Consider the following 25,466-nt stretch of genomic DNA (forward strand, 5'->3'; position numbering starts at 1 on the left):
GTTCATAGTTGTTTTATTAGTGTATTTGTTAGTTGATAATATTCCAAATATAATAAATTAAAATGCGAATAGTTTATAAAATTAATATAAAGTTATTGAAATATTAGTAGTTAACTTAACCATGCTTTAAGCTCGTGAATCTGTGATTTACTCACGAGTATAGGACTTTCCTCTTCGGGATTTGGCTGTAGTTTTATCTCAATTTTTTGGCTATTGTGTTTAATTATTTCGCTTACTGAATTTATATTAACAATGTATTTTCTATTGATTTTAAAGAAGTAATCTGTGTCTAACTTTTTAATTACGTCTTTTAAAGTGTCATCGTATATATAACTATTGTTGTCAAAAGTATGTAAGAATAAATGCTTTCCTTCCGCAACAAAATAGGCAATGTGGTTTGATTCAATAGATTTTAATTTATGACCATTGTGTACTAAGAAGCGCTTTCTAATTTCAGAACTATTTTCTTCATCCAATAAAACTAGACTTTTAAGCGTATTATCAACTTCAAATTGCTTTACAATATTGTGAAACTTCTGCAATGCTTCCTCTAATTCTTCCATTGTGAAAGGCTTGAGTATATAGTCTATTGTAAACTGTTTAAATACTTGTATAGCATATGAATCATAGGCTGTTACAAAGATTATTGGGCTCTTTACTTCTACGTTTTCGAAGATTTCAAGACTTTTGCCATCGCCTAAGTGAATGTCCATGAAGATTAAGTCGACCTTGTTCACTAAGAAAAAGCGAGTAGCTTCCTGAACTGAAGACAGTAAAGTAATATCTGTGATATGGATAATATCTTGTCTTTCTAAAAGGCTTTTTAGGTAGTTTGAAGCCAAGCTCTCATCTTCTACTATAGCTATTCTCATTTGTGACTTAATTTGATCACAAAATTAAGAAAATTAATTTTATATCATTATAGTCAATTAAGAACATAAAAAAAACTACTCTAAAGATAGAGTAGTTTTTAAGGCGTGTTTGGCTATAAATTTGGATTGCTTTGTTTTGCTGTTTTTGGAAAAGGTAAAGTATACCTTATATCGTTTTCGACAAGTCTGTAAACTTTCCCATCTAATTCGTGAATGATTTCTTTTTGATTTAATCGTCTTAAATCAAACCAACGATGTCCTTCGAATGCAAACTCTCTGAATCGCTCTTCTAAGATAAAATCTAAAAATTGCGCTTGATTAAAATTAGATATCTTTGAAAGTAGTTTAGTAGCAGCATCGCTTTTATAGCGTTTAGCTATCAGTGACTCTAAAGCTTCTTTTGCTTCAGCTAAGCGATTTAATTGTACTAATGCTTCTGCTTTGATCATGTATAATTCAGCAGTTCTAAAAGATACTTTTCTGTCTTTTAAACCAGTTTTTTCTACTGTTAATTTATCTCCTGATTTTGAAAAGTAACTTGTGAATCTCAAATCGTTTTCTTGATCATACGCTTGAATTAAATCTTTTGATACATAAGCAATATTTCTAAACTGACCATCAAGAGCGTCTTCTAATGCTAAGATTGACTCTACACTTGTGATTGAAGTCACAGGTGTTTTATTGTCTTGATTCAAATCTTGTAATTGATGCTTATAAGTCAATGCTTCTTCAGCACTTTTTAACGCATCTTCATAGTTTCTTTGATAAAGGTGTACGCGAGCTTCTAAGGCTAAAATTGCTGGTCTTGTAAAACGGTAATTTTTCCCCACTTCATAATTGTCCACTTGAATGTGTTCTTTTGCACGCTGGATGTCACTGTGAATTTGAGCATATACTTCAGCTACAGTGTTAGGAGATTTGAATTCTTCTATCTGAACTTCATTTTCAATTACAATACCTCTTTCATGCCCAGCAGTTTCTTTGTCATATGTTTTAGCATAAAGGTTTACCAAATCAAAGTTAGCCATTGCCTTTAAGGCATAGTACTCAGCTAATAACTGTTCTTTAGCACTTCCAGGCTCCATAGTCTTTACTCCTTCAAGAGTCGCGTGATTAGCGTAAAATACTATTTTATAAAAACTCTCATATGGAAACTCTTGTGTGGAGTTGTCTGCATTTTGATCATTGAATCTGTATATCTCTCTAACAGAAGTAAGAAATGTATTTTCTTCTGTGTATAAGACTACTTCATCAGTACGAGTAGTAGCTAATGATTTATGCTTAGGATAAGCATCGTAAGCCGAAGTGATGAGTTTTCTAAAATCATCTACTGTCTTAGGTATTACTTTTCCCTTTGGTTCTATATCTAAGAATTTATCACAGCTCGATGTTGTTAGAGCTAATGTGATACAACTCATTATTAATACTATTTTTTTCATTTTGTTTCAGGTTGTTAGAAGCTTATGTTTAATCCTATTGATACAGACTTTTGTATTGGCTGAGTATATATGTTTCCATAAGTCTCAGGGTCAAAATAACCTTTGTAATCACTTCCAAATACAAATAAGTTTCTTCCCTCAATAGTGATTTTAGCATTGTCAATTCTCATTTTACTCATGACCTCTTTAGGGAATGTGTACCCTAAACGAATACTGCTGATACGGATATAGCTTACCTCTTTAGTCCAAATGTCAAGGTTCTTGTATGCGTTTCCTGCATCAATTCCTCCGAAGTACTTCGATAACATCCACATGTCGTTTGTTGCTCCATAGTTACCATTGTTATCATCTGGTGTCAAGTTAGGCATTGATCCATTTGGATTCTCAGGTGTTTTCATATCTAAGATTTCTCTTGAATAGTTATGACCTGGATCCAGTAATGAAATATCGTATGAAGGTGCTCTTTTTACAGTTTGTTTTATACTAAAAGCAGCAGAGATATTCAAATCGAAATTCTTGTATCTAAAGTTGTTGATGATACCTCCTGTAAACTTAGGATCTGCATCTCCAGCATAGCTATATAGGTTTCTATATTCTTCAGCTGTTAGGTCTGATCCTACAAGATATCCTGGCATAATATCTTCCATTTCATCTTTTAGTTTAAAGAACTCTACTCCTGAAACTTTATTTCCATCTTTCCAGAATAGTATATTTCCTTGATCATCTAAACCTGCAGTTTTAATTACAAATACTGAGTTTACTGGTAATCCTTCTCTTGAAGGTAAAAAGCTATTCTCACTAATCATGATTCGGTCAACATTGCTCTTATTACGAGCCAAGTTGATTGTTGTACTCCATGAGAAATCAGGTGTAGCTATGTTACGTGTGGTTACCGAAACCTCAAAACCTTTATTGGTTACTTGAGCCCAGTTCATTTGTGTAAAAGCAAAACCTGTTTCAAGTGGCAATGCTCTCAATCCGATTAAGTCTGTACTCTTACGGTTGTATGCATCAAATTCAAAAGCAATTCTGTTATTGAATAAACCTAAATCTAAACCAACGTTTGTATTAGTTGTTTTTTCCCAGCGCAATGTTCCGTTAGGAGGATTTGTAACCTGGATATTTGACTCTGAATATCCTGGTAGAATTTCACTTTTGTTGTATTCTCCAATTACAAAAGGAGATGTTGTTTTATCTATGTTTCCTTGTAACCCATAGGATGCACGTAAACGCAAGTTGTTAATAAACTCAACGTTTTCCATGAACTTCTCATTGCTTACTGCCCATGATCCTGAAATAGCCCATAGTGGCACATATTTGTATTTTGGATCTACTCCGAATAGGTTAGAACCATCATATCTCACACTACCAAAAATGGTGTACTTACGGTCAAAAGTATATGCCGCTGTCGCAAAGAAAGAAGCAAATGCATCATTCGCTCTGGTCTTTCTATACGTTTCGTATTTGTTTTTATCTCCTTGCCCAATACTCTCAGGAAACAGAATTTGTTGTGTTTGCAGGGTATTAGGATCATAACCATATCCCTTTGACTTGATAATTGTGTTTTCTGTTTCGCGAATCTCCATACCTGCCATAACATCTACTTCGTGTTTGTCGTTGAATATAGCATTGTATGTTGCTTGAGTCTTCCAGTTGTACTGGAACAATTCGTTGTTGAAGTTCTCAATTACTCCACCATCAGGTAAGAAGTATTTTGTTTCTCCATTTTGTCTATATCTCGTTCCTTCTCTGAGTACACGAGTAGAATAGGTTTCTTGTCCTAAGTATTTTTCAGTGTCACTTTTGTCTAATTGTAAACCAAATTGTGATGTTACTTTAAGATCTTCAAGTATTTTATACTCTAAGTCAAATACTGCTTTGATAGACTTAGTCTTTAAATCATAGCTTGTGTTTGCTCTTTCTTCTAAGAAGTTAAACGGAATATAGTTTCCGTCAAATCCATCAATATCTTTATCGTAATTGTAACTTCCATCGGCATTGTAAGGTGTTAAATATGGATTAGCATTACGTGAATATACGCTTGGACTAATATTCGCATTTATGTCAGTAACAAAATTCTCCTTGATAGAGTAAGTTCCGAATACTGCCACTCCTGCTTTAAACCTATCTGTCAATTGATAGTTGTTTTTGAAAGTTAAGTTGTAACGCTCAAATCCTGTACCTATCGTAGCTCCTTTTTCATCGTAGTAACCTAAAGAGAAGTAGTAATCTGAATGGTCATTTCCTCCAGATAAGCTCAATCCATACTGTTGGTTCACAGTTGCACGATACAACTCATTCCCCCAATTTGTATTTGTATTTCTTAAATTATTAATGCCATTTTGAGAAGCTAATGAGATTGCTCCAATACCTCCTTGACGGTAAGCATCTAAATCGTTGTTTTGGTTTAAGATGCGCATTACTTCACCTTGTCCAGAACGCAAGTTATTGATGTCTTGTCTTCCTGCTAACATTAATTCTAAATCAACTTTTTCAGACGAGTTCATCATGTTTAATTTAGAGAATCTCGGTCTTTCGTTGATAAATGTATTTGCAGTGAAGTTAACCTTCATAGGTCCTTTTTTACCTTTTTTAGTCGTAATAACGATTACTCCATTGGCAGCTCTTGCTCCGTAGATTGCTGTTGCTGATGCATCTTTTAGAATAGTAATATCTTGAATGTCATCTGGGTTTAGACCGGCAATTGAAAAGTTTTGCAACTGATCAATATTGTCTTTATCGTTAAAATTAGGTACGTCATTACCTTCTAATGGCATACCGTCAACTACCCATAATGGATCTTGAGGCCCATTTAAAGAAGCTGTACCACGTATTCTAATTTTTGTTGGTCCTCCTGGTGAACCTGTAAGTGGTGTAACGGCAACACCTGCAATCTGTCCTGTTAACATTTGGTCAACGCTGGCTACACCTACTTGGTTAATATCCGACATTCCTATCTGCGCAACTGATGAAGTAAGTTTTCTTTTTTCAATTGTTTGATATCCAGTTACAACCACTTCACTTAACATATTTGTGTCACTACCAAGAAGTATAGTATAGCTGTCTTTTGTCGTTAAGTTTACCAGTTTAGATTCATATCCAATGTAACTTACGCGTATCGCTTTTGTATTAGTAGGAACTTCAAGTTTGAAGTTCCCATCCATATCTGTCATTGTACCAATACTGGTACTTTCTATAATTCCTTTTTGTGCAGTCTCGTTCGAAACAGTCTGTGTTTCTACGATAATGGATGCCCCTGGTAAACTTAATTTATCCGTAGCATCTGCAACAAAACCTGTAATCACTCTTTTCTCTTGTGCAAAAGTCAGAGAGAACGTTAGAAGTGAAAATAAAAGAAAAAGTTTCTTCATTGTTTGTTTAAATAAGTGGGGTTAGTTAAGGTTTAAAGCCTCGTTTATTCTATTGATGATATCAATATAATGTGCGCGTGTAGCTTTGTCACCTGTATTCTTCTTTTTGTTTAATAGGTGTTTGATTCTTATTAATTCTCCTTTTTTGTAAGAAGTAACTTCGGATACTCTTTTCATTACGGTATAATTGATATTGCGCAATTTGTTTGCCCCTTCTGTGTAATTACACAAAGTTGGCATTTGTAATGAGTAGTCGCTAATTAATCCTTTTTTACTTGTTTTCTCAAAAAGTTTATTAACATCAATAATTAAGGCGTCAACATAATTCTTTTGTGTCATTCGCTCTAAAATCGATAGTGATTTTCCTTTTTTTGTCAATGCAAAAATCTCACTATTAAGCATATCAAACAAGTCAGAAATTGTGAAGTTTTTCTCTGTTCCCATTTCTGCTTGTAATACTTCATTCTCTAAAAGACGAAGTAAACGTTCATCCATTAATGTGTAGTACAAGGTTGTGTATTGTAACTCTCTCGCTAATGAATAAGGAGAGTATTCAAATGGACCTACAGGAGAGTCTTTTAGGCCGTATGTTCTATCTATCACTTCATTAAAGAACAACCAGTTTGGCAATTGTAAGGCATTTTTTGCCAAGTATTCTACTGCTCTTTTTTGTGTTTCATATGGGACAGGTTCATAAGCTTTTTTGTTGTTTCCGTAAACCGCATGGTTTAAATAAACCCCTCCAATATTGGATAGAACATGTTGATTATACATCTGCCATTGTCCAATAGCTCCCATGTATAATTTTCCAGCCTCGTAATATCCCTCTCCTTTGTCGTATGTCCAAGGAATAATATTATTTACTACAATTTTTAAATTCTTTAATCCGTATTCACTTGCTTTCATTGCATCATCTCCTAAGTCCTCTGATTGTGAACGTGGATCTACAATGTTTAGATAGCTCTGTTGTTCTCCGTAGAAATACATTGGATCATCTTGGTGATCTTCTATCATTTTGCGCAAAGCTTTTTTCTCTGTTTCTTGATCAGGATACCAACGGTAACCCCACTCAATTGCATATTTATCGTACAAGCCAATTTGCGGAGTTATAGCAGTTACTCCATCTTCAGGTTGAGCTACGTAGTTGTACCTCGCATAGTCCATAATTGATGGTGCTGTACCACCCATTTTATCTGTGAACTCTTTTGAACGCAATGAATCTACAGGGAATGCATAAGACGCACCCATATTGTGTTTCAAGCCAAAAGTGTGTCCTACTTCGTGAGAAGATACAAATCGGATAGCTTCTCCCATGTGCTCATCTGTAAACTTATTCGCTCGCGCTTTTGGGTCTATTGGACCAGTTTGTATTCTCATCCAACTGTGTACAGATGTCATTACATTATGCCACCATATAATATCTGCTTCTAAGATTTCTCCACTTCGTGGATCCATAACAGATGGTCCCATAGCATTAGATTTTGGTGATGCAGCATATGTAATTACGGAATAGCGTACATCGTCAATATCGAAATCTTTATCCTCTGCTGTTGGTTCTTTAGCAATAATGGCATTTTTGAATCCCGCTTGCTCAAATGCTACCTGCCAGTCATGTACCCCTGCGATAATCTTTTGTCTCCATTGTGGTGGAGTAGCAGGGTCAATATAGTATACGATAGGTTTTTTAGGTTCTACTAATTCTCCTCTTAAATATTTTTCTACATCTTCTTCTTTTGGTTCAAGATTCCATTTAGTGATGTACTCGCGTTCTTCCATTTTGTGTTGAGCATCACTGAAAAACCAACTCTTCTCAGTAAAGAATCCAACTCTTTTGTCGGCAATACGCGGTTTCATTGGCTCTTTCGCCAATAACACTATATTGGTAGTCACACCTAATGACACAGGCATATCACCACTACCTTCGTTTACACTTGTCGTCAGTAAAGACTTGACAACCATATTCTGAGGAAAGGCTTTTACACCTTCGATATACGATAAGTTTGTCTTAATGGATGTAGGTAACCCCAATCCAGTTAACACGTCATTAAAGCTGGTTTGATTTCCATCAAATACTTTATTAACTTTAATTACTGTAGCTGTGGAATCTGGGTTTTGTGCTTCAATTTCAAAAAATTCAAGAACTGATTCAATAAAGTTGTCTTTAACAGATTCTGTAATAGCATCTTCTTTGGGAGAAGTTACTCTTGGCGTTTCTGTCTTTACCCATATTTTATTAGCTAAAGTATCTTTGTGAAAAGTGATTAGTTTGTTTTCATAATTCATTCCTTTATTTGCACCAGCATCATTCACTTCTAAAGGAACTTGTGATAGTTTGTTGACAATCAAAAACTGACGGTTTAATAAACTATCAGGTATTTCAAAGTACATATCCGTTTTGACTTGGATTGCATTGAACATCCCTTTTTTGTATACGCCATCTTTTATTAAGTCAGCATATTTATTTTTTTTAGTATCTGTCGAATCTTTTTCCTTGGAAACTGCCTTCTCAGTTTTTGGGGTAGTTTTTTTCTTTGCAGCCAAGGCTGGGGGAGCCTGTAATAAGGCGCAAGCAAAAACTAATGCACTGATACTTAGTTTAACCGTGTTTTTATTCATTACAATGTTAAGTTATAGTTAAGTCAGCTAAAGCTAAAGCACTTCGCTATAACTAAAAAATTTATGGGAGTGAGTGGATTAAAAAGGGGAGTGAGTGGATAATTTTAACATTTTATCAAAGGCAATATACATACAAATGTATTCTCATGTGCTGATGCACTGAACATAGTTATATTGTAGTATTTATATATTGATTCTAAGTATTTTAGACCAAATAACTCTCCTTCTTGTGCTACTTTCTTTGGTTGCAGATTATTAATTACCTTTGCTTTATCGTCATCGATTATTAACTGAATTAACAAAGGTTTTTCTCCCGTTAGTATATTGTGTTTTAAAGCATTCTCAATGGTAATTTGCAAAGCTAAAAAAGGAATTTTATAACAACTGTTTTCCTTTCTATTGTCGTTTATTTCAAATTCTAAAACGTCTTTAAAGCGAATTTTCTGTAGTTCAATATACTTTGTAATAAAAAAGATCTCGTCTTCTAAATTCACAATATTGTCCTGAGGAGGAGTGATTAAGTAACGGTATATTTTACTTAAATTTAACGTGAAGTTCTGAGCCATTGACTTGTCTAAGTCAATTAACATAAAGAGGGAGTTCAGTGAATTGAATAAAAAGTGCGGGTTAATCTGATTCTTTAGTTGTTGTAATTGGATGAGTGCTTTCTCTTTGTTTACCTTTTCATTTTCAACAGCAAGCTCCTCTTTTTCTATATATACCTTGCGTGTTGCTAAGGTGAAAAAGTAGAAAAGCATGACAATTACCAACACCGTTGTGATTAAAATTAAAATAGTGTTTCGCTCAATTGGCGCTATGTTGTCATCGACATTGAATTTCGGAAAATTAACTGTGATATACCCTTTGAAATTCTCGGATTTAAAAGAGCTGACAAATCTAAATACATCAAGTTTTAAATACTCAGATTCCACGACATCGGGATTGGTCACTTTGGTAGGTGGGATAGTATCTTTTGGTGATATATTGTGTAATTCGAATACATTTTTCCCTATGATTGATATCTCAGGATGATAGATACACAATCCTTCTTTCGTAAATATATAGGCGTAGTTTGGTGTAGTAACATCTATTGTTGTAAGGTATTTGTGAAACATTTTCATATCTACCGTAATACCGTAGACTAAACGCTTGTTATCGTTCAGTTTATAGCTGTTGTACATCAACCAAAAGTATTGTTTGTTATCAGCAACGAAATCATTGTATGTTGATTTGTCTGGATTATTCAGAATGTGCTGAACAAATATATTTTTATCGGTTAAATTGGTAATATCGCCTACGTAATAATCACTTATTTGATTGTTCTGATCTAATACAATGTACCAATTGGTCTTGATAATATTGCCGTGACTGTAAACCTCATTTAGTACTTCAAATTTGATTTTAAGTTGATCTAATGGCGTTTGCGTAGCGATTTGATCTAATGATAGAAGGTGCTCATCAACTTTGTAAAACTCTTGTTCGAGCGAACGTAATTTTTGATAAAAGTTCTTTGAGGTAATATACTTATAGGTCTCTTGATTGTTCTTATTGATGGAAGAGCTAAGAAAATAAATAGCGATAATTGTCACGATTAGGATGACAATACCAATAAGCATAAAAGCTTGTCGTGATATGTATAATTTAGTCTTTGATGTCAAGAGATAGCCTATTAGTAGATTAGATATGGCGAACGCATTATTTTAAATTGATCAAGATCATCTTGCCAACTTGCTCTGATTTGCTGTTCGCTTTTTCCAGAGGTTATTTGTTGTTTCAATTTATTTGTTCCAGCTAACTTGATGAAAAAATTAGTGAAGAACTTTTCTTTATTTACAGAGTTTTGATATGCTTTTAGCAACCATTTGATTTCTAATTTATCTACGTTTTCTATCGCACTTAAATTTTCCCCATAACACATTTTTCCGTTGTTCATAGGGTCCTTAGCTCCTGCATTTGGTTTTGGAGTAAAAGAATAGGGCATGTTTTTGAGATAAGGGGAACCGTAGATTTGAAACTGTAAATTAGTACCTCTACCTGAACTCACATTCGTCCCTTCAAAGAAACACAAGCTCGCATAGAGGTTGATTGCCTTTTGATTGGGTAAATTTGGCGAAGGGGCAACTGGCAAGTCATATGACTTTGTTCGATCATAGTTTAGAACAGGGATAACTGTTAGGTCACATTGAATCCCTTTCTTCAACCACTTTTGACCATTAATCATTTGTCCATATTCACCAATGGTCATTCCGTGCATAGCCGGAATGGGATGCATACCCACAAAGCTTTTGTTTTCCATCTCTAAAGTTGGTCCATCAATGATACTTATGTTTGGGTTAGGTCTGTCAAGTATAATAACGGGAATATTGTTTTCCGCACATGCTTCCATAAGGTAGTGTAAGGAAGATATATAAGTGTAAAATCGTGCTCCAACGTCTTGTAAGTCAAATAACATGACATCAATATTGTTCAATTGTTCGACTGAGGGTTTTTTACTGTTTCCATAAAGTGAGATGATTGGCAAGCCTGTTTGAGCGTCTTTGCCATCTTTGATTAGTTCTCCTGCATCTGCTGTACCTCTAAAGCCGTGTTCCGGTGCATAAATCTTTGTAATGTTTACACCATTGCTTAACAAGTAGTCAACAACAGAGGTGTCATAGTCATTTGAAGTAAGATCTGACTTTACCACGCCTGTTTGATTTGTAAGAATACCTACTTTCTTATTCTTTATTTTATCGAGATATAGGGAGCTATTTTGTGCACCTACGATTATTGTTCTTTCCTCATTTGAAAGCTTTTTTTTCGTATTAAAAGCGTGTAATTGAAAATTTACTGTCAGTAGCAAGGCTAAGACTGAGAATAAAAATGTATTTTTGAACATTGAACTTGATATCATATTTGTCTTGAAATTAGAATATTTTATAACCAAACGATTAGTAACTACAAAGAATCATAAAAGTAGTATTTCTACGCCAATAATTAAAATTGCTATTACAGCTATAGCAATGGGAATTGTTATGATGTTGGTTTCTGTTGCTACTGGTTTAGGATTAAAGTACAAAATTAGAGATAAAATTTCAGCTTTTAGTGGGCATGTCGTAATTACAAGCTATGATAATAACGCAACTGATATTACTTTAAAACCACTGGATGCTGATTTGTCTAAATACGAGGCATTTAACTCGGTTAAAGACATAAAGAAAATACAGTCCTACGCATCTAAAGCTGGGATAATTAGAACAGAGTCTGCTTTTGAAGGTGTTGTGTATAAGGGTGTTGATTCTCTTTACGATCTAACAGAGGTCGAAAAGTACCTTACAGTAGGTCGATTGCCGAAAACCCAGGCAGCAATGAGTAATGAAGTTTTGCTATCCGAGTATATCGCTAATCGATTGCATTTGGAAGTAGGGGATAAGATTACAACCTATTTTATGAAAGAATGGGGAAATAAAGTACCCAATGTGCGTCAGTTCGAAGTTGTAGGTATATTCAATTCAGGCTTGCAGCAGTTCGATGAAAATATTGTCATAGGTGATATTAAGCATGTGCAACGTTTGAATAGATGGAAATCTAATCAAGTTGGTGGATTCGAAGTCATTGTTAAAGATTTTGATAAGATTGAAGAAATTGGCGCTCAAATTTATTTAGACTTACCTTCTTCTGTTGATAGCCGTACTATAGTCGAAAAGTATAATAATGTTTTTGGCTGGATTGATATGTTTGATTTTAATATTATGGTAATCATTATCATTATGATTGTGGTAGCTTCTATTAATATGATTGTAGCACTTTTGGTATTGATCCTGGAGCGCACACAAATGATTGGAATATTAAAGGCTTTAGGAGCTAATAATTGGACTGTACGCAAAATCTTTTTATACAATGCTTGTTATTTAATCTTGAAAGGTTTGTTCTATGGAAACCTTATTGGATTAGGATTATTATACTTACAAAAGTTTACAGGTTTAGTTAAACTTGATGCTTCCGCATACTATGTGAGAGAAGCGCCTGTATTGATTCGCTTATCAGATGTTTTGTTATTGAACATTGGTGTTGTTATTATTGCACTATTAGTTTTACTTATTCCTTCTTATTTAATTACTAAGATTTCTCCAGTCAAAGCAATTAGGTACGACTAAACTATACATTATTGTAGTTTTAATGCTTGTGCAAAAACGCAAGGGAGGGGCAAACTGTTTACAATTATTTTTTTATCGCTATTTGTTTTGTTAAATTCGGGAATTATTTATTTAACAAAATCATATTATGATGCGAAATTTACTTTTTTTATTGTTGTTTTCTGCAATGATACTTACTTCTTGTGAGAAGAAAGGAGAACCTTCTCCAGTGGGTGAACTTTATAGTGCTGAGCAAATTTTAAATTTGCCTAAAGACAAATCATTGGACGGAAAGTTAATTCAAGTGGAGGGATATATTTCCTTTTGTTCTAAAAGACCTTTGCGTATGAATAGTAAAAATAAAATTACTATTACAACAGAGCAATATTGTCAGGGAACCAAATTGATTGACGCTAATATTTTTATGAGTTCGGCAAGCGTTTCTTACAAGCCTGGAGGTGAAACTCCTCGAAACTATATTAGTGTTACTGATATTAATAAGGTAACAGCTGATAGTATGGTTTTTATTTTAGATGATTATTCAGAAGATAGCAATGAGAAGTTTATGATTTCTGGAAAACTTTTATTTGATGGTAGTGGTTATTCATTGGAGGAGTTAACTTTCATTAAAGCAGCTGCTAAGCAGTAATCAAGGTGAGTTTCATCTAATTAAAGAATATAAAAATAGGATTAGTGTTTTTTAGAATGCTAATCCATTTTTTTTTACCCCATAAAAGTTTTGTGTTTTCTATTGGTTAAATTACCGAGAGTGACGATGATGTTGATGAGCTCTTAATAGGATGTTGGATGATGTTATTGATGGGGTTTTCTTGCACTTCCTTGGAGTTTTCTTGGGGTTTTCTTGGAGTTTCCTTGCTAAAAGGGGTGTTTTGTCGAAGAAAGGTGCAAGAAAGGTGCGAGAAAAGTGTAATAAACTCCCAAGTAAAAGAGTACATAGCTATAGGTAAATTGTTTTTATATAAGGGTAAGCAAAAGATTCTGTATCCAGTAGAATGTATAGTATGAAATCGAGTTAACAGTGTGTTGTGTTTACAGCATCAGTGCTGTAGATTGGCTATCAACTGAAGGTAAACTTACATTAAGTAACAGCAAATAAGTATTGTTTTAGGTCAGTCATACTTCAGTGGTGTGAATGGTCATTTTGATTCGACCGTGATCATGATTGTATTGTTGCTTGTGACCTGCTTTGTATTATTAATGAGTTATAAAAGGCGACTTAAGAACTAAATCGCCTTTGTCTTTTATCCTTTGTATTCAAATAGTTGTTTAATAGTCTGACCTATATCTTCACCAAGTTGTTTACTGACTAAGTATAGAGCGCCGTCTATACCTGCTGTGATACCTGCTGTCGTCAGCACTCTTTCTTGGTCTATGTAGCGCATACCTGTGCGAACTATAGCCTTTGGCAGCGCTTGTGCTAATGCTTCTATCCCCATAAAGTGTGTGGTTATTTCTAAACCATTAAAAAGTGCTGTATTGCTCAGAAGTAAACTACCTGTGCATACTGTAAATAACAGAGCACCTTGCTGGTGTTGATTTACTATCCAAGAAGTATAAGTATTTTGGAAATATTCGTCTTGTAGATAGTTCATGACGATGTCAGGGTTAGCTCCTGGTAGAACGATGACATCCGGTGTAGGACAGTCTTCAAAACTGTACTGAGGTAAGATTTGAGTCGTATTGGCTTCTGTTTTGACTACTTCTTTCGTCGCAGAGACTAAGTAGTGATTATAGCTGTTGGGTTTAAGCACATTTGCTTTAACAAATACATCTAATGGGCCATTAAGATCTAATACTTCCACTTGATCAAAAATGATAAAGGCTACATTAAGGGGACGGTTTGTTGTTGTCATATTTTATTGTTGATAGAAGACAATAGAGGATCTGTCGAAGGCTGGCTTCGATATCGGTATTGTCTTGGGTTATTTGTGATTACTTAGTTGGTAACTAAATGCTAAAGGTTAATTCTTGTAGATTGGAACACACTTCTATAATGAGTAGGAGTGACTTTGACTAGTTTGACAAATGCCTTCCTAAATACATGATCAGAAGTATATCCTACTTGACTAGCTATTTCTACTATAGTGTAAGTTGTAGATTCTAATAGGCGCTTAGCATATTCTATTCTCACACAGTCATTAAAAGCACCTGGAGTCATTCCTGTTTCTTTCTTAAATACCCTTGAAAAATTGCGTTCACTCATATAGACATGATCTGCAAGTTCTGCAATAGTCACCGCTTGTTGGGTTAGATGATCTGTGATATACTGTTTTACTTTTCTAACTAATGAAGTGAGGTCTATATCAGCGGGTATTAATGTACTATAGAGCTCTTGTGTGTTTGTTCTTTTTAGATTCACTACTAGATATCTTGATACATCAGAGGCTAGTGTATATCCATTGTCCTCTTCTATTAAGGCTAGAGCTAAGTCTATACCAGAAGTAATTCCTCCAGAAGTATAGATATTGTCATCTTTGATATAAAAGTGATCATAGGTCAGTCGAATAGAAGGGTAAGTCTCCTGGAGTACTTTAGCATATTGCCAGTGTGTAGTTACTTTTTTATTGGTTAGTAATCCTGTCTTGGCTAGTAAAAAAGCTCCTATACAGATAGAACCTATACGCTTTACAGTAGGTTGTATACCCTTTATCCAATGTAACACAGCTGGATCATAGTCATGCGTTAGGTCTGCCTTAGACCCAGCGATGAGTAATGTATCTAATGGAATATGATGGTCATAAATGGTATAATCACACTTTACACTAATGCCTGCACTAGTAAGTACACTTTTGTCTACTGTTCCGGAGATTAAGTGGATTTGATATTGAGTAAGTGCAGATGTAGCTGTGCGGATCATGAGCTGATTAGCAGTATTGAATACATCACTCGGCCCTGCGAAGTCCAGTAGCTGTACTTGAGGTAATAATAGAAATCCGATATGATGTAGTGGGGTATTCATACTGCTATCTTGTTTTATGATAAGACAAAGGTAAGAAGGCTTTATGATGTATAAATGACATATAACGTACTTTTTCTGCCAAAACAGAAGATGTCTTAATAAATGAATCGTTGTTTTATTTAGATTGATTTGAGTTTAAATGTTAATTTTTATCAGTTAAGAGCTTGTTTGACTGTGTTTTGAGGTTTGTTATTTAAATTACTTCTAAATAATGTTGTTTAGAATGATTTTAGATTATACATTTGCCCCATAAAACATAATACAGTCGTGATGCTCAAACACTTTACTATTATCACACGACCAACCCAACTAACTATTATTATCTTATCGTTATTCATTCACTTTCTCAGTTATGGGCAGAATACTCGTTCTCCTATCTCGATCAAAGTGCAGAATGAGTATGGTGTAGCTATCCCTACAGCTGTGGTGATGATAAAAAGTGATAAGGAGTCTGTCTTAGAACTTACAGATGAGGCAGGTGAGGTGGCTTTTAAACTAGTGCCTGATAACTATCTTTTAGAAGTACAGCACATCAGTTATTCTTTTTACAGCCAGAAGCTAAATACCTTAACGCACAATAATTTTACAGTTGCCTTAAAGGCTGAAACGAATCAATTAGAAGAAGTCGTGATTACAGCTAAAGAAGGGACGGGACTTACGAGTACTTCTGTGATTAATAGAAGGGCTATGCAACATCTACAGCCTTCTAGTTTTGCTGACTTAATGGAATTAGTACCTGGCGGTAGAGCACAAGATCCGTATCTAGGGGGTGTCAATAAAATACAGCTGAGAGAAGTAGGTAGAGTGGGGTCTAATATAGGGGGTGTTGGAAATAAACAATATGACACTTCTTCTCTAGGGACTTTATTTGTAGTAGATGGAGCACAACTAAACTCGGGTGCAAACCTTCAGTATACTTATGGCTATATGGATAATGTTTCATCAGGTGTTAATAAGAATATCAATATTAGCTCAGGTGTTGATATGCGTACAATCTCAACAGATCAAATAGAGAAAGTAGAAATCATAAGAGGAATCCCTTCTGTAGAATACGGAAACCTTACTTCTGGTGTAGTAAAGATCACGAAAAAGAGTGGATATTCTAAATGGCAAGCACGTTTTAAAGCAGATGGATATAGTAAACTATTTGCTGTTAATAAAGGTTTTGAATCTAAGGACAGTAGCTTTAAGGTAAATGTAGGGTTAGATTATCTAAATGCTAAACCAGAACCTCGCAATGATTTAGAGAGTTATAAGCGTGTGACAGGTACTGTACGCGTGAGTAAGGATAAGAATTTAAACAATGGAGGATTGTTTTCTTGGGTATCCAACCTAAGTTATACAGGGTCTATAGATGACGCTAAGTCTGATCCAGATATTGACCTGACAGGTGCGAATAAATATAAAGTGGATAATAAGTTCTATAGTCTGAGTAATATAGTGACTTATGAGAGTAGAAATGAATCTTTCTTTAGAAGTATAGAATTACAGACTACGTTTAATCAACGTTTTGATAAGATTAACCAGACAAAGTTTGTACAGCTAGAGGCTGCTACAGCATTGCCACTTTCTACGGTGGATGGTGAGTACGATGGTTTTTTTCCTACGGCTAATTATATTGCAGAGAGTGTAGTAGATGGTAAGCCACTAGATATCTTCGCTAAGGTAGTAAGTGCATTTCGTTATAATATGTCTGCTATTTCTACAGATATACGCGCAGGTATTGATTGGCAGTATAGTAAGAATAACGGTAGAGGTCAGGTCTATGATATCTATAAGCCTTTAGATCCTAAATCTACTTATAGAAACAGAGCATATAAGGATATTCCTGCTTATGTAACGACGGCTTTGTTTGCAGAGCATATTTCCTCTGCTAAATTTGGACAACACGGTCTAACATTAGCATTAGGAGCGAGAGGATCTATTATGCAAAACTTGTCTAATGATTTCACTATGAGTGGAAAGATGTATATCGATCCACGTGTGAATGTACAATGGACACTACCCTCATTTATGGTAGCGAATAAGGAAGCAAAAGTAGACTTAACGTTAGGATGGGGACAGCAGAGACTATTTCCTGACCTAAATCTTCTTTATCCAGAGAAATACTATAGAGACGTTCAGCAGTTAAACTATTTTCACAGTAATCCTGATTATCGTACAGTTAATTATAAAACGACCGTTTTTGATCCACAGAACAAAGCACTGACACCTGCTTTAAACAATAAGATAGAGGCTAGGTTAGATTTGAATTTGGGGTTTCATCAGCTGACTTTTACAGTATTTAAAGAAAGAATGAGTAACGGGTTTAGAACGATGAACCAGTATGGAATCTTTGATTATAAGAGATATGATACTTCTAATATAGATCATGATCATATCATGAGTACACCGAATAAAGAGGATCTTCCTTACGAACAGTTTAATGAAAACTTCTTATACAATGTCTCTCGCAATGGAAGTAGAACTGATAAAGAAGGAATAGAGTTTCAGTATAGTTCTAATAGAATATCTGTAATTAATACACGTATTACAATTAGTGGGGCATGGTTTAGAACTGAATATGGCAATAGCTTACCAACTTATAGACGTGGTAACTCTAATGCTAATGTGAATGGTAAGCCTTATCCATACTTAGGACTATACGATGAAATGGAACCTAAGAGCAAATACGAACAGCTAAATAGTAATCTATTATTAGATACATATATCCCTAAACTAGATCTACAATTCTCTACTTCATTTCAGTTTAACTGGTACTACTTAGCAAAGAATGAACCGATGAATGGAATGCCTAGCTACTATGTAGGAGTAGATGGAGAATTACGACCTTATGATGCAGAAGAGGCAAAAGGAACATTGTTAGAACAATTAGTAATCCCACAACATAGCAATGCAGATAAATCTAGAAGAACACCTATGCTGATGGATGTGAACTTAAAGCTATCTAAGAGTTTTAGAAACAAGCAGATCACAGTGTCTATGTTTGCTAATAAGCTATTTACCTATTATGCTCCATATTTTGTGAATGGGACTAAGGTAAACAGAAAGGGGCTAAGAGACCCTTACTTCGGAATGGAAATAAATTTTAATCTATAAATACTTATAAAAATGATAAAACGACTTTTACAATCATTATGCTTACTACTAGTAGTATTAGGTTTTAATGCTTGTTCTTCTGATGACAATAGCAATATGACAGGGGATGAGCAGACTTTCGTAACATTCTGGATTAATGATCCTCAAGATGCGAAGATAGAAGAGATAAAACAGATGACTATTTACTTGACAGAACTAAACTCTAATAAGAAAACGGAGTTAGTATATGAAGGAGATAAGAAAATACAGAAAGCACTTCCTACGGGTACTTATGATATCACAGTAGAAGGTGTAATCACACATAAAGTAAACGGTGTAGTAGAGGAGAGTAAAGTAGGTAACTTTATTAAAGGAGTAGTGATCTCGGGTAGAGAAATGACTAAGGCTATCGATATCGTATTTAAAACGAGTAGTACAGGTTTTGTAATAGAAGAGGTATTCTTCGCAGGGACTAAAACACCACAAGGACTTCAGTATACAGATGACCAATACTTTAAAATAACAAATAACTCTGATGAGGTATTGTATTTAGACGGAATGTTATTTGTACAATCTAAGTTTATGACAAATGATAAGCAAGATTATACACCTAATATTATGAGTGAGGCATTGTCTGCTGGAGCTATTTTACAGTTCCCAGGTAAAGGAAAAGACCACCCAGTAGAGCCAGGCAAATCAGTAATCTTTGCAGAGAATGCTATTAACCATAGAGAATTTAACAGCAACTCAATTGATTTGACTAACGCAGAGTTTCAGAATTTTAGAGATGGTGTACATGATGTAGTAGGATTAAAAGCAGCTAAAATGATTACGATTCACGATGAATTAGTGGTTAATATTCAAGGAAGTTATGCTTATGCTTTAGTGAAAATGCCTGAGGGAATGACAACGGAGAAGCTAGTAGTAGATAATATATATGATTATGAGTACGAAATGATATTCGGAGGAGAAGCATATCCTAGTGTAGACTCTGCTATTAAAATTCCAAACTCATGGATAGTAGATGCTGTAAACTTAGGTATCGCTGATGAGTATATGTGGAATGTAACATCTCCATCAGTAGATATGGGGTATACTTATATCACACAACATGTAGGGGATGAAGGAAGATATGGTAAGGCTGTAAGAAGACATGTATTAGGTAAGAATGCAGCAGGGAACAATGTTCTAAAAGATACTAATAATTCGACAGTTGACTTTGCACCTGCAGTAAGACCGTCATTATTTAAATATTAATTAGTGTAGTATGAAGCACTTTCATTTTGGGTTATGTCTGTTGTCATTGTTGAGTACTGTATGGGGATATGGTCAACAGTCAGATTCATTGGCAATAAAAGTAAAGGAGAATCAAGATGTAATACATCATTTTGAAGAACCTATTTATGTCAATCCATCTCACTATTTAGACTATAGAAAGTACAGCTTAACTTCTTTCGAAATCGCAAAACAGAATAGTAAGAATGAAACAACCTTAGCTCAAGAGGGTAAAAACAGAGATGATTTGTCTTTTCAAGCGAATGCTTACCATAAATTAGATAAGCATAGTGCTGTGTGGGGCAGTGCTACTTATCAACAAGGTAAGCGAAGAGATGTAATGTGGAATGAGAGTGCGGATTACCATTTAATATTTCCGTATGTGGTAGCGGATAGTGTAGGTGGAGATATTAAGTATGAAGATTATCATATCGCTGGTGGTTATGCCCAACGATTAGGAAAGTACAATATCGGTATCTCTGGTTTTTATAAAGCGAAGATGGAATACCGGAATATAGACCCTAGACCTAAGAACCTCTCTGCTCGATTAGGAGGGAATATAGGTGTGAGTAGAGTATTTAAGGAGTTCTTTACTATAGGGGTAAATACTTCAATAGAGAAATATACACAGAAACACAAGATGGACTTTTATAGTCCTACTGGATTTCCTGTGATATATGAGATGAGTGGAATGGGAAACTTCAATAATCTATTGAAAGGAAAAAGAAGAGAGGCTTATTATGATGGTTGGAGGTATGGTACTTCTCTACAAGTATATGACACTTATCAGAAGAAGTGGTTTGCCACAGTGGGAATGAATATTTTTAGTTTTGAGAAGTTACTGCCTGATTTCTATGATTTGCAAGTTTCTAAAGTTAAGGAGGTAGAGCATTTCTTCTCTGTAGGGAAGCTATTTGATGTACAAGCTACTCAGTTAGGTGTTCGCTTAGATGGAAACATGAAGACGAGAAAGGGTACAGAGAATTTGTTTGTCAATGTGAGCGCTACGAACTATTTAAAGATAGGACAAGAAGAACAATATAAATACGAGAATAAGAGTCTTAGATTAAGTGGAGTATTTAAGTATGGAACTTTAAATAGTGTGTATAGTATCTTACCGTATATAGGAATAACTCAAGAGGTAGAACGTTATAAAAAGCCTTATTCTAAAACAGATATTCAGTATACCTATATGGGAGCAGATTTACAATGGATGTACACATTTAAGGATAGAAGTCTATTGACAGTAGCTTCTAATTGGAAGGTAAGACAAACTGCTAAAGAAAAGGCTACTTTTAATTATGGAAATAGTAATGCTATAAATCAAATGCTACTTGATAACTATGCTGTTCAGATAGCAGAGTATTGGGAAGGAAGCTTTAAGGTTCGATATGATTTTGCTTTGCCGAAAGTAATAGATGTATTTGTAGGTGGAGAGTATTATTTCCAAAATTATAAGCAGTTTCAAAACAACAGTAGTGTGATGATGAGTTTAGGGATTACGTTTTAAAAGAGAGAGAAGATAGATGAAAAAAAAGGTAGGTGTTATTATTGGGGCGGTATTACTATTTATAGGATACACTAATTTTGAGGTAAGATCAGTTTCAGAATACACAGAGATTACAGATCAATATAAAAGACCTATAAGCTATTGGCCTAGTCCGATAATAGATAAAAGTGTAGAATGGAAAGAGTTTGGGGCAATAGAGGTAGATACATTATACTATGAGACACAAGATTTGCCAGAAGTGGTATTAGGTAAAGCACTGTTCTTTGACCCTAAGTTATCAAAGTCTAATCAGATATCTTGTAGCTCTTGTCACGATCCTGAAATGGGATGGACAGACCATAGACAGGTATCACTAGGGAATGATCATTTATTAGGAGCCAGAAATACTCCTTCTTTATACAATATTGCTGAGCGTAGTTCTTTCTTTTGGGATGGTAGAGCATTAACGCTAGAAGAGCAAGCGATGGGACCTTTATCTGCTCATCATGAAATGGATATGGATGTCAAATCACTACCAGCGAAGTTAAGCAAGTATAAAGAGTACAAGCCCTTGTTTAAAGAAACTTACGGAGATGACAAAGTGACTTATGAAAGAATAGTGGGGGCAATAGCTACTTTTCAAAAGACAATTAAAAGTCAGCCTAGTCGTTTCGACAAATTTATGCAAGGAGAGTATCAGTACCTAACAGAACAGGAGATATATGGAATGCACTTATTTAGAACTAAGGCAGGATGTATGAATTGTCATCATGGTAAATATCTTACAGATGAGTCTTTTCACAATATAGGATTGACATATTACAAGAGAGAGTACGAAGACTTAGGATTATACTTACATACCAAAAAGGCAGATGATGTGGGTAAATTTAAAACACCTTCTTTAAGAGACCTATTAGTGACTAAGCCATGGATGCATAATGGGTTAATGGATGACTTAGAAGGAATAGTGAATTTGTATAATAGTGGGATGCACATGATAGACCCTACAGAGGAAGAGAAAGCATTAGATCCACTCTTTCCTCTAACAGATCCACTGATGAAACCATTAAAATTAAATGAGAAAGAAATAAAAGCTATTGTAGCATTTTTAGAATCAATGTCAGGAAGTTACTATAAAATGGAACGTCCTATTTTTCCAACGAAGTAACGCTTATTTACTTTAATGGTATGTAAAAAACTTCTTTAGAGACAGTTCTAAAGAAGTTTTTTCTTATTTAGAAGTAATCAGTATAGTGTTAATGATGGGGACTTGGATGTAATGATGTGTTTATAATGTAAATTGGTTTAATATGTTGAGTATTTTTCATCTATTTTGTTTAATATGTGTTTTTTATGCTATTTATATTAAATCTTAAATATATATGTGTAATTAATTTGAACCAAGTCTAAATAAATTGCGTAATGTATTTTTCTTGACTACTTTTGTCAACCTATTTGAAAATAGATTTGAATGAAATGCGCGACACATTTAGCAAAACATATTTTTCTAACTATTGTTTTGTTATTCAGCTCTTTACTTTTTGGTCAAGGCAACAAAGTTTCTTTATCTTTAAGAGCAGTTGATTCTGCCAAAATACTCATCACAGATGCCACCATAATCGCTGTTGATAGTAAGAATCAAAGTTATATCCAATTGACTAATGATAAGGGAGAAGTTATTTTTAGCTTAACTCCCGATAATTATACTATTCATGTGAATCATATTGGATTTCAGCATGAAGAATTTTCAGTATCCTTATTAGGTGATTTATCAAGAGAAATTGTTTTAACGCCTAATGCTAACATTTTAGAGGAGATGATTATCACGGCCACAGAAAGTAAAGGTTTAACTTCTACTTCAGTGATTAATCGCCAAGCGATGGAACATTTGCAACCTTCAAGCTTTACGGATCTTATGGAATTATTGCCAGGTGGTCAAGCAAAGGATCCTATCTTGACAAGTGTTAACCCTGTGCTATTACGTGAAAATGGCAGTAGTGGTTATAATACCAGTTCCTTGGGAGTTCAGTTTATGATGGATGGGAATGTGCTTAATTCTAATGCGGATCTACAAGTATCCTCAAATACAACATCAGGTCCTCTTGGCAAAACTTCTCACATAGGTATTGATATGCGTAGTATTGCTACCAATGATATTGAAAGTGTTGAAGTGATTCGCGGTATTCCTACAGCTGCCTATGGTGATTTAACCTCAGGATTGATTAAAATCAATAGAAAGGTTGGGTATACTCCTTTACAAGCTCGCTTTAAAGTGGATGGCTTTAGTAAATTGTATTATGTAGGAAAGGGAATTGATACCAAAAGTGGTTGGAGGCTGAATGCAAGTGTTGATTTTTTAGATGCTAAAAGTGAACCGCGAAATGTACTTGAGAATTATAAGAGAGTTTCTGCTTCACTTCGTTCGGAGAAAGCATGGACTTTGAATGATACGGAGTTAGTTTGGAAATCCAATCTTGATTATAGTGGAACGATCGACAATGATAAGTTTGATCCTGATACAGGTTTTGACCGTACAGATTCTTATAAGAATAGTAAACAATACTTTTCATTAGGTAATAATTTACAATTGAACTTCCCAGAATATGCGGTGTTTAATAATGTAAAATTGAATACATACATCTCTCAAGGAATAGAGGATATCAAAGGAAGTGTCTTTGTTCAACAAAGTGGGCGAAATGCCATACCTATATCAAACGAGACAGGAGTTAACGAAGGTGTTTTTCTACCTTCTTCTTATGTGTCAAACTACAAGACGCAAGGAAGACCTCTGAACATAAATACAACTTTACAAACTACTTTGGGGTTTGTCACAGGGGGGATTAGTCATGAGATTGAATCCGGTATTGAATTTAGATATTCTAAAAACAACGGAGATGGTGAGGTCTACGACCCTATGTTACCTCCAACATTAGGTGTTGTAAAAAGACCAAGACCTTTTAAGGATATACCTGCTTCACAATTATTAGCTGCCTATATTGGAGATAGAATGGAGTATGACTTGGGAGCACATCACTTACAATTATACGGAGGACTTCGCATGTCTAAAATGTTAGGTATTAGCAAGGACTTTAGTATTAGTGACCGCGTTTTTGTAGAGCCACGTGTCAATTTTCAATGGGGATTACCTGAGGTGAAGATAGGGAATGATTTTTTGAAAACAGATATCACTGTAGGATATGGTGAACTCTATAAACAACCTACTCTGGCATTGTTATATCCACAAGATAGATATTTTGATATGGCTCAAGTAAGTTATTATGATCCACAAAATGATAACTACTATGCTCAATTTTATACGTATAGAATGTCTTTGCAAAATCAAAGCCTGATTGGAGCAAAGAATATCAAACGCGAGATTAGACTGGATTTAGCTTATAATAAACATAAATTCTATATTACTTACTTCGACGAAAAGATGTCAACAGGTTTTAGAGATATGACACAGTTTATGGGGTTTGAATACGATCGATATGAAGCTAAGGATATCGTGTGGAATGACGAGTTAGGCCGCCCTAACTTAGATAGTTCCACTTCTACCAATAAGCAAGTAATGTCACAGTATTCTCATACCGAAAACGGTAGTAATACTTTTAAAACAGGGATTGAATTTGGATATAGTTCTCCGCGATTCGAAAGTATTAATACTCGTTTTACTTTGAATGGAGCTTGGTTTAAAACTACTTATTCAAATAGCGCTCCTATTTTGCATAGACCTGGTCTATCTGTAAATGGTCAAGAGTTTTTATATGCCGGTATATATGCTGATGATAATGGGTATAGAAGGTCTTCGTTAGTTTATAACTTGGTTGTAGATACTTATTTACCAAGCTTAGATATGAATATTTCAGCTTCTCTACAAGGTGATTTGTTTAGAAGAGATTTGAATTTGAATCGAGTGGCAGCTCCTTATGCTTATATAGGTATTGATAATGTTGTACATGAGTATACTGAAGAGAGTATGAAGGATCCAATGCTTCAACATTTAGTTAGAAATGTTTCGAGCACTGACGGGATGGAGAAACGCACGCCTTTTACTTTTAATGCAAACTTTAAGATTTCTAAGCGAATATATAAGTCTGTAAAAGCGTCAATGTTTGTTAATCGACTATTTACGCATTATGAATCTTATACCTTCAACGGTGTGAAAGTTAATAGAAAAGATGATAGTGGTCCCTATTTTGGAATGGAAATCAATTTTAATATTTAGAAA

General features: G+C 34.6%; 15 protein-coding genes. 7 read left to right on the forward strand and 8 right to left on the reverse strand.

The genetic code is table 11. From position 1 onward, the window contains the following. Positions 1 to 110 precede the first annotated feature (110 nt). The 6 genes from GOQ24_RS08100 to GOQ24_RS08125 form a co-directional block, all read right to left on the reverse strand. Positions 111 to 872 carry a LytR/AlgR family response regulator transcription factor gene (locus GOQ24_RS08100; RefSeq protein WP_155091084.1) on the reverse strand — a complete coding sequence of 254 codons (762 nt, stop codon included), beginning with the start codon at positions 870 to 872 and terminating at the stop codon, positions 111 to 113. 113 nt (positions 873 to 985) lie between these two features. Beyond that, on the reverse strand, positions 986 to 2,311 hold the full coding sequence (locus tag GOQ24_RS08105; protein ID WP_155091083.1) for a RagB/SusD family nutrient uptake outer membrane protein: 1,326 nt from the start codon (positions 2,309 to 2,311) through the stop codon (positions 986 to 988). A gap of 14 nt (positions 2,312 to 2,325) precedes the next feature. Further along, positions 2,326 to 5,682 (reverse strand): SusC/RagA family TonB-linked outer membrane protein, encoded by a 3,357-nt coding sequence (locus GOQ24_RS08110; RefSeq protein ID WP_155091082.1) that lies wholly within the window; start codon positions 5,680 to 5,682, stop codon positions 2,326 to 2,328. 21 nt (positions 5,683 to 5,703) lie between these two features. After that, complete coding sequence (locus GOQ24_RS08115; RefSeq protein ID WP_155091081.1) at positions 5,704 to 8,298, reverse strand: zinc-dependent metalloprotease; 2,595 nt, start codon at positions 8,296 to 8,298, stop codon at positions 5,704 to 5,706. A 104-nt stretch (positions 8,299 to 8,402) separates the two neighbouring features. Next, the gene (locus GOQ24_RS08120; protein WP_155091080.1) at positions 8,403 to 9,914 is read right to left on the reverse strand and encodes a sensor histidine kinase; all 1,512 of its coding nucleotides are present in this window, start codon (positions 9,912 to 9,914) and stop codon (positions 8,403 to 8,405) included. A 53-nt stretch (positions 9,915 to 9,967) separates the two neighbouring features. Next, positions 9,968 to 11,191: an exo-beta-N-acetylmuramidase NamZ domain-containing protein gene (locus GOQ24_RS08125; RefSeq protein WP_155091079.1), complete on the reverse strand. Its 1,224-nt coding sequence runs from the start codon at positions 11,189 to 11,191 to the stop codon at positions 9,968 to 9,970. Between the two features lie 7 nt (positions 11,192 to 11,198). On the opposite strand from GOQ24_RS08125, the gene GOQ24_RS08130 reads away from it, so the two are divergent. Both GOQ24_RS08130 and GOQ24_RS08135 read left to right on the forward strand, forming a co-directional pair. Beyond that, entirely contained in the window at positions 11,199 to 12,434 is a 1,236-nt protein-coding gene (locus GOQ24_RS08130) for an ABC transporter permease (protein ID WP_155091173.1), read from the forward strand. A 127-nt stretch (positions 12,435 to 12,561) separates the two neighbouring features. Further along, positions 12,562 to 13,062 carry a hypothetical protein gene (locus GOQ24_RS08135; RefSeq protein ID WP_155091078.1) on the forward strand — a complete coding sequence of 167 codons (501 nt, stop codon included), beginning with the start codon at positions 12,562 to 12,564 and terminating at the stop codon, positions 13,060 to 13,062. Between the two features lie 613 nt (positions 13,063 to 13,675). Here GOQ24_RS08135 and GOQ24_RS08140 read toward each other — a convergent pair. Together GOQ24_RS08140 and GOQ24_RS08145 are read right to left on the reverse strand one after the other, a co-directional pair. Further along, a complete protein-coding gene (locus tag GOQ24_RS08140; RefSeq protein ID WP_155091077.1) occupies positions 13,676 to 14,287 on the reverse strand; it encodes a DJ-1/PfpI family protein in 612 nt (203 codons plus the stop codon). 101 nt (positions 14,288 to 14,388) lie between these two features. Next, positions 14,389 to 15,393, reverse strand: coding sequence for a GlxA family transcriptional regulator (locus GOQ24_RS08145; protein WP_160339448.1), 1,005 nt, complete (start codon positions 15,391 to 15,393; stop codon positions 14,389 to 14,391). A gap of 270 nt (positions 15,394 to 15,663) precedes the next feature. On the opposite strand from GOQ24_RS08145, the gene GOQ24_RS08150 reads away from it, so the two are divergent. The 5 genes from GOQ24_RS08150 (at position 15,664) to GOQ24_RS08170 (ending at position 25,463) form a co-directional block, all read left to right on the forward strand. Beyond that, entirely contained in the window at positions 15,664 to 18,492 is a 2,829-nt protein-coding gene (locus tag GOQ24_RS08150; RefSeq protein WP_155091075.1) for a TonB-dependent receptor plug domain-containing protein, read from the forward strand. 12 nt (positions 18,493 to 18,504) lie between these two features. Next, positions 18,505 to 19,728: a DUF4876 domain-containing protein gene (locus GOQ24_RS08155; RefSeq protein WP_155091074.1), complete on the forward strand. Its 1,224-nt coding sequence runs from the start codon at positions 18,505 to 18,507 to the stop codon at positions 19,726 to 19,728. A gap of 10 nt (positions 19,729 to 19,738) precedes the next feature. Further along, entirely contained in the window at positions 19,739 to 21,256 is a 1,518-nt protein-coding gene (locus GOQ24_RS08160) for a DUF6850 family outer membrane beta-barrel protein (RefSeq protein ID WP_155091073.1), read from the forward strand. Between the two features lie 16 nt (positions 21,257 to 21,272). Beyond that, complete coding sequence (locus GOQ24_RS08165; RefSeq protein ID WP_155091072.1) at positions 21,273 to 22,403, forward strand: cytochrome-c peroxidase; 1,131 nt, start codon at positions 21,273 to 21,275, stop codon at positions 22,401 to 22,403. 303 nt (positions 22,404 to 22,706) lie between these two features. Then, positions 22,707 to 25,463, forward strand: coding sequence for a TonB-dependent receptor plug domain-containing protein (locus GOQ24_RS08170; protein ID WP_155091071.1), 2,757 nt, complete (start codon positions 22,707 to 22,709; stop codon positions 25,461 to 25,463). Positions 25,464 to 25,466 lie beyond the last annotated feature (3 nt).

The organism is Myroides sp. LoEW2-1 (genome assembly GCF_009767705.1).
In the GTDB taxonomy this organism is placed as follows: domain Bacteria; phylum Bacteroidota; class Bacteroidia; order Flavobacteriales; family Flavobacteriaceae; genus Flavobacterium; species Flavobacterium album_A.

Bases quoted from the DNA above. Each gene is read 5' to 3' on its own strand.
- GOQ24_RS08110 (WP_155091082.1), bottom strand. From the start codon at position 5,682: ATGAAGAAACTTTTTCTTTTATTTTCACTTCTAACGTTCTCTCTGACT.
- GOQ24_RS08150 (WP_155091075.1), top strand. From the start codon at position 15,664: ATGCTCAAACACTTTACTATTATCACACGACCAACCCAACTAACTATT.
- GOQ24_RS08165 (WP_155091072.1), top strand. From the start codon at position 21,273: ATGAAAAAAAAGGTAGGTGTTATTATTGGGGCGGTATTACTATTTATA.
- GOQ24_RS08160 (WP_155091073.1), top strand. From the start codon at position 19,739: ATGAAGCACTTTCATTTTGGGTTATGTCTGTTGTCATTGTTGAGTACT.
- GOQ24_RS08155 (WP_155091074.1), top strand. From the start codon at position 18,505: ATGATAAAACGACTTTTACAATCATTATGCTTACTACTAGTAGTATTA.
- GOQ24_RS08105 (WP_155091083.1), bottom strand. From the start codon at position 2,311: ATGAAAAAAATAGTATTAATAATGAGTTGTATCACATTAGCTCTAACA.
- GOQ24_RS08135 (WP_155091078.1), top strand. From the start codon at position 12,562: ATGATGCGAAATTTACTTTTTTTATTGTTGTTTTCTGCAATGATACTT.
- GOQ24_RS08120 (WP_155091080.1), bottom strand. From the start codon at position 9,914: ATGCTTATTGGTATTGTCATCCTAATCGTGACAATTATCGCTATTTAT.
- GOQ24_RS08100 (WP_155091084.1), bottom strand. From the start codon at position 872: ATGAGAATAGCTATAGTAGAAGATGAGAGCTTGGCTTCAAACTACCTA.
- GOQ24_RS08145 (WP_160339448.1), bottom strand. From the start codon at position 15,393: ATGAATACCCCACTACATCATATCGGATTTCTATTATTACCTCAAGTA.
- GOQ24_RS08140 (WP_155091077.1), bottom strand. From the start codon at position 14,287: ATGACAACAACAAACCGTCCCCTTAATGTAGCCTTTATCATTTTTGAT.
- GOQ24_RS08125 (WP_155091079.1), bottom strand. From the start codon at position 11,191: ATGATATCAAGTTCAATGTTCAAAAATACATTTTTATTCTCAGTCTTA.
- GOQ24_RS08115 (WP_155091081.1), bottom strand. From the start codon at position 8,298: ATGAATAAAAACACGGTTAAACTAAGTATCAGTGCATTAGTTTTTGCT.
- GOQ24_RS08170 (WP_155091071.1), top strand. From the start codon at position 22,707: ATGAAATGCGCGACACATTTAGCAAAACATATTTTTCTAACTATTGTT.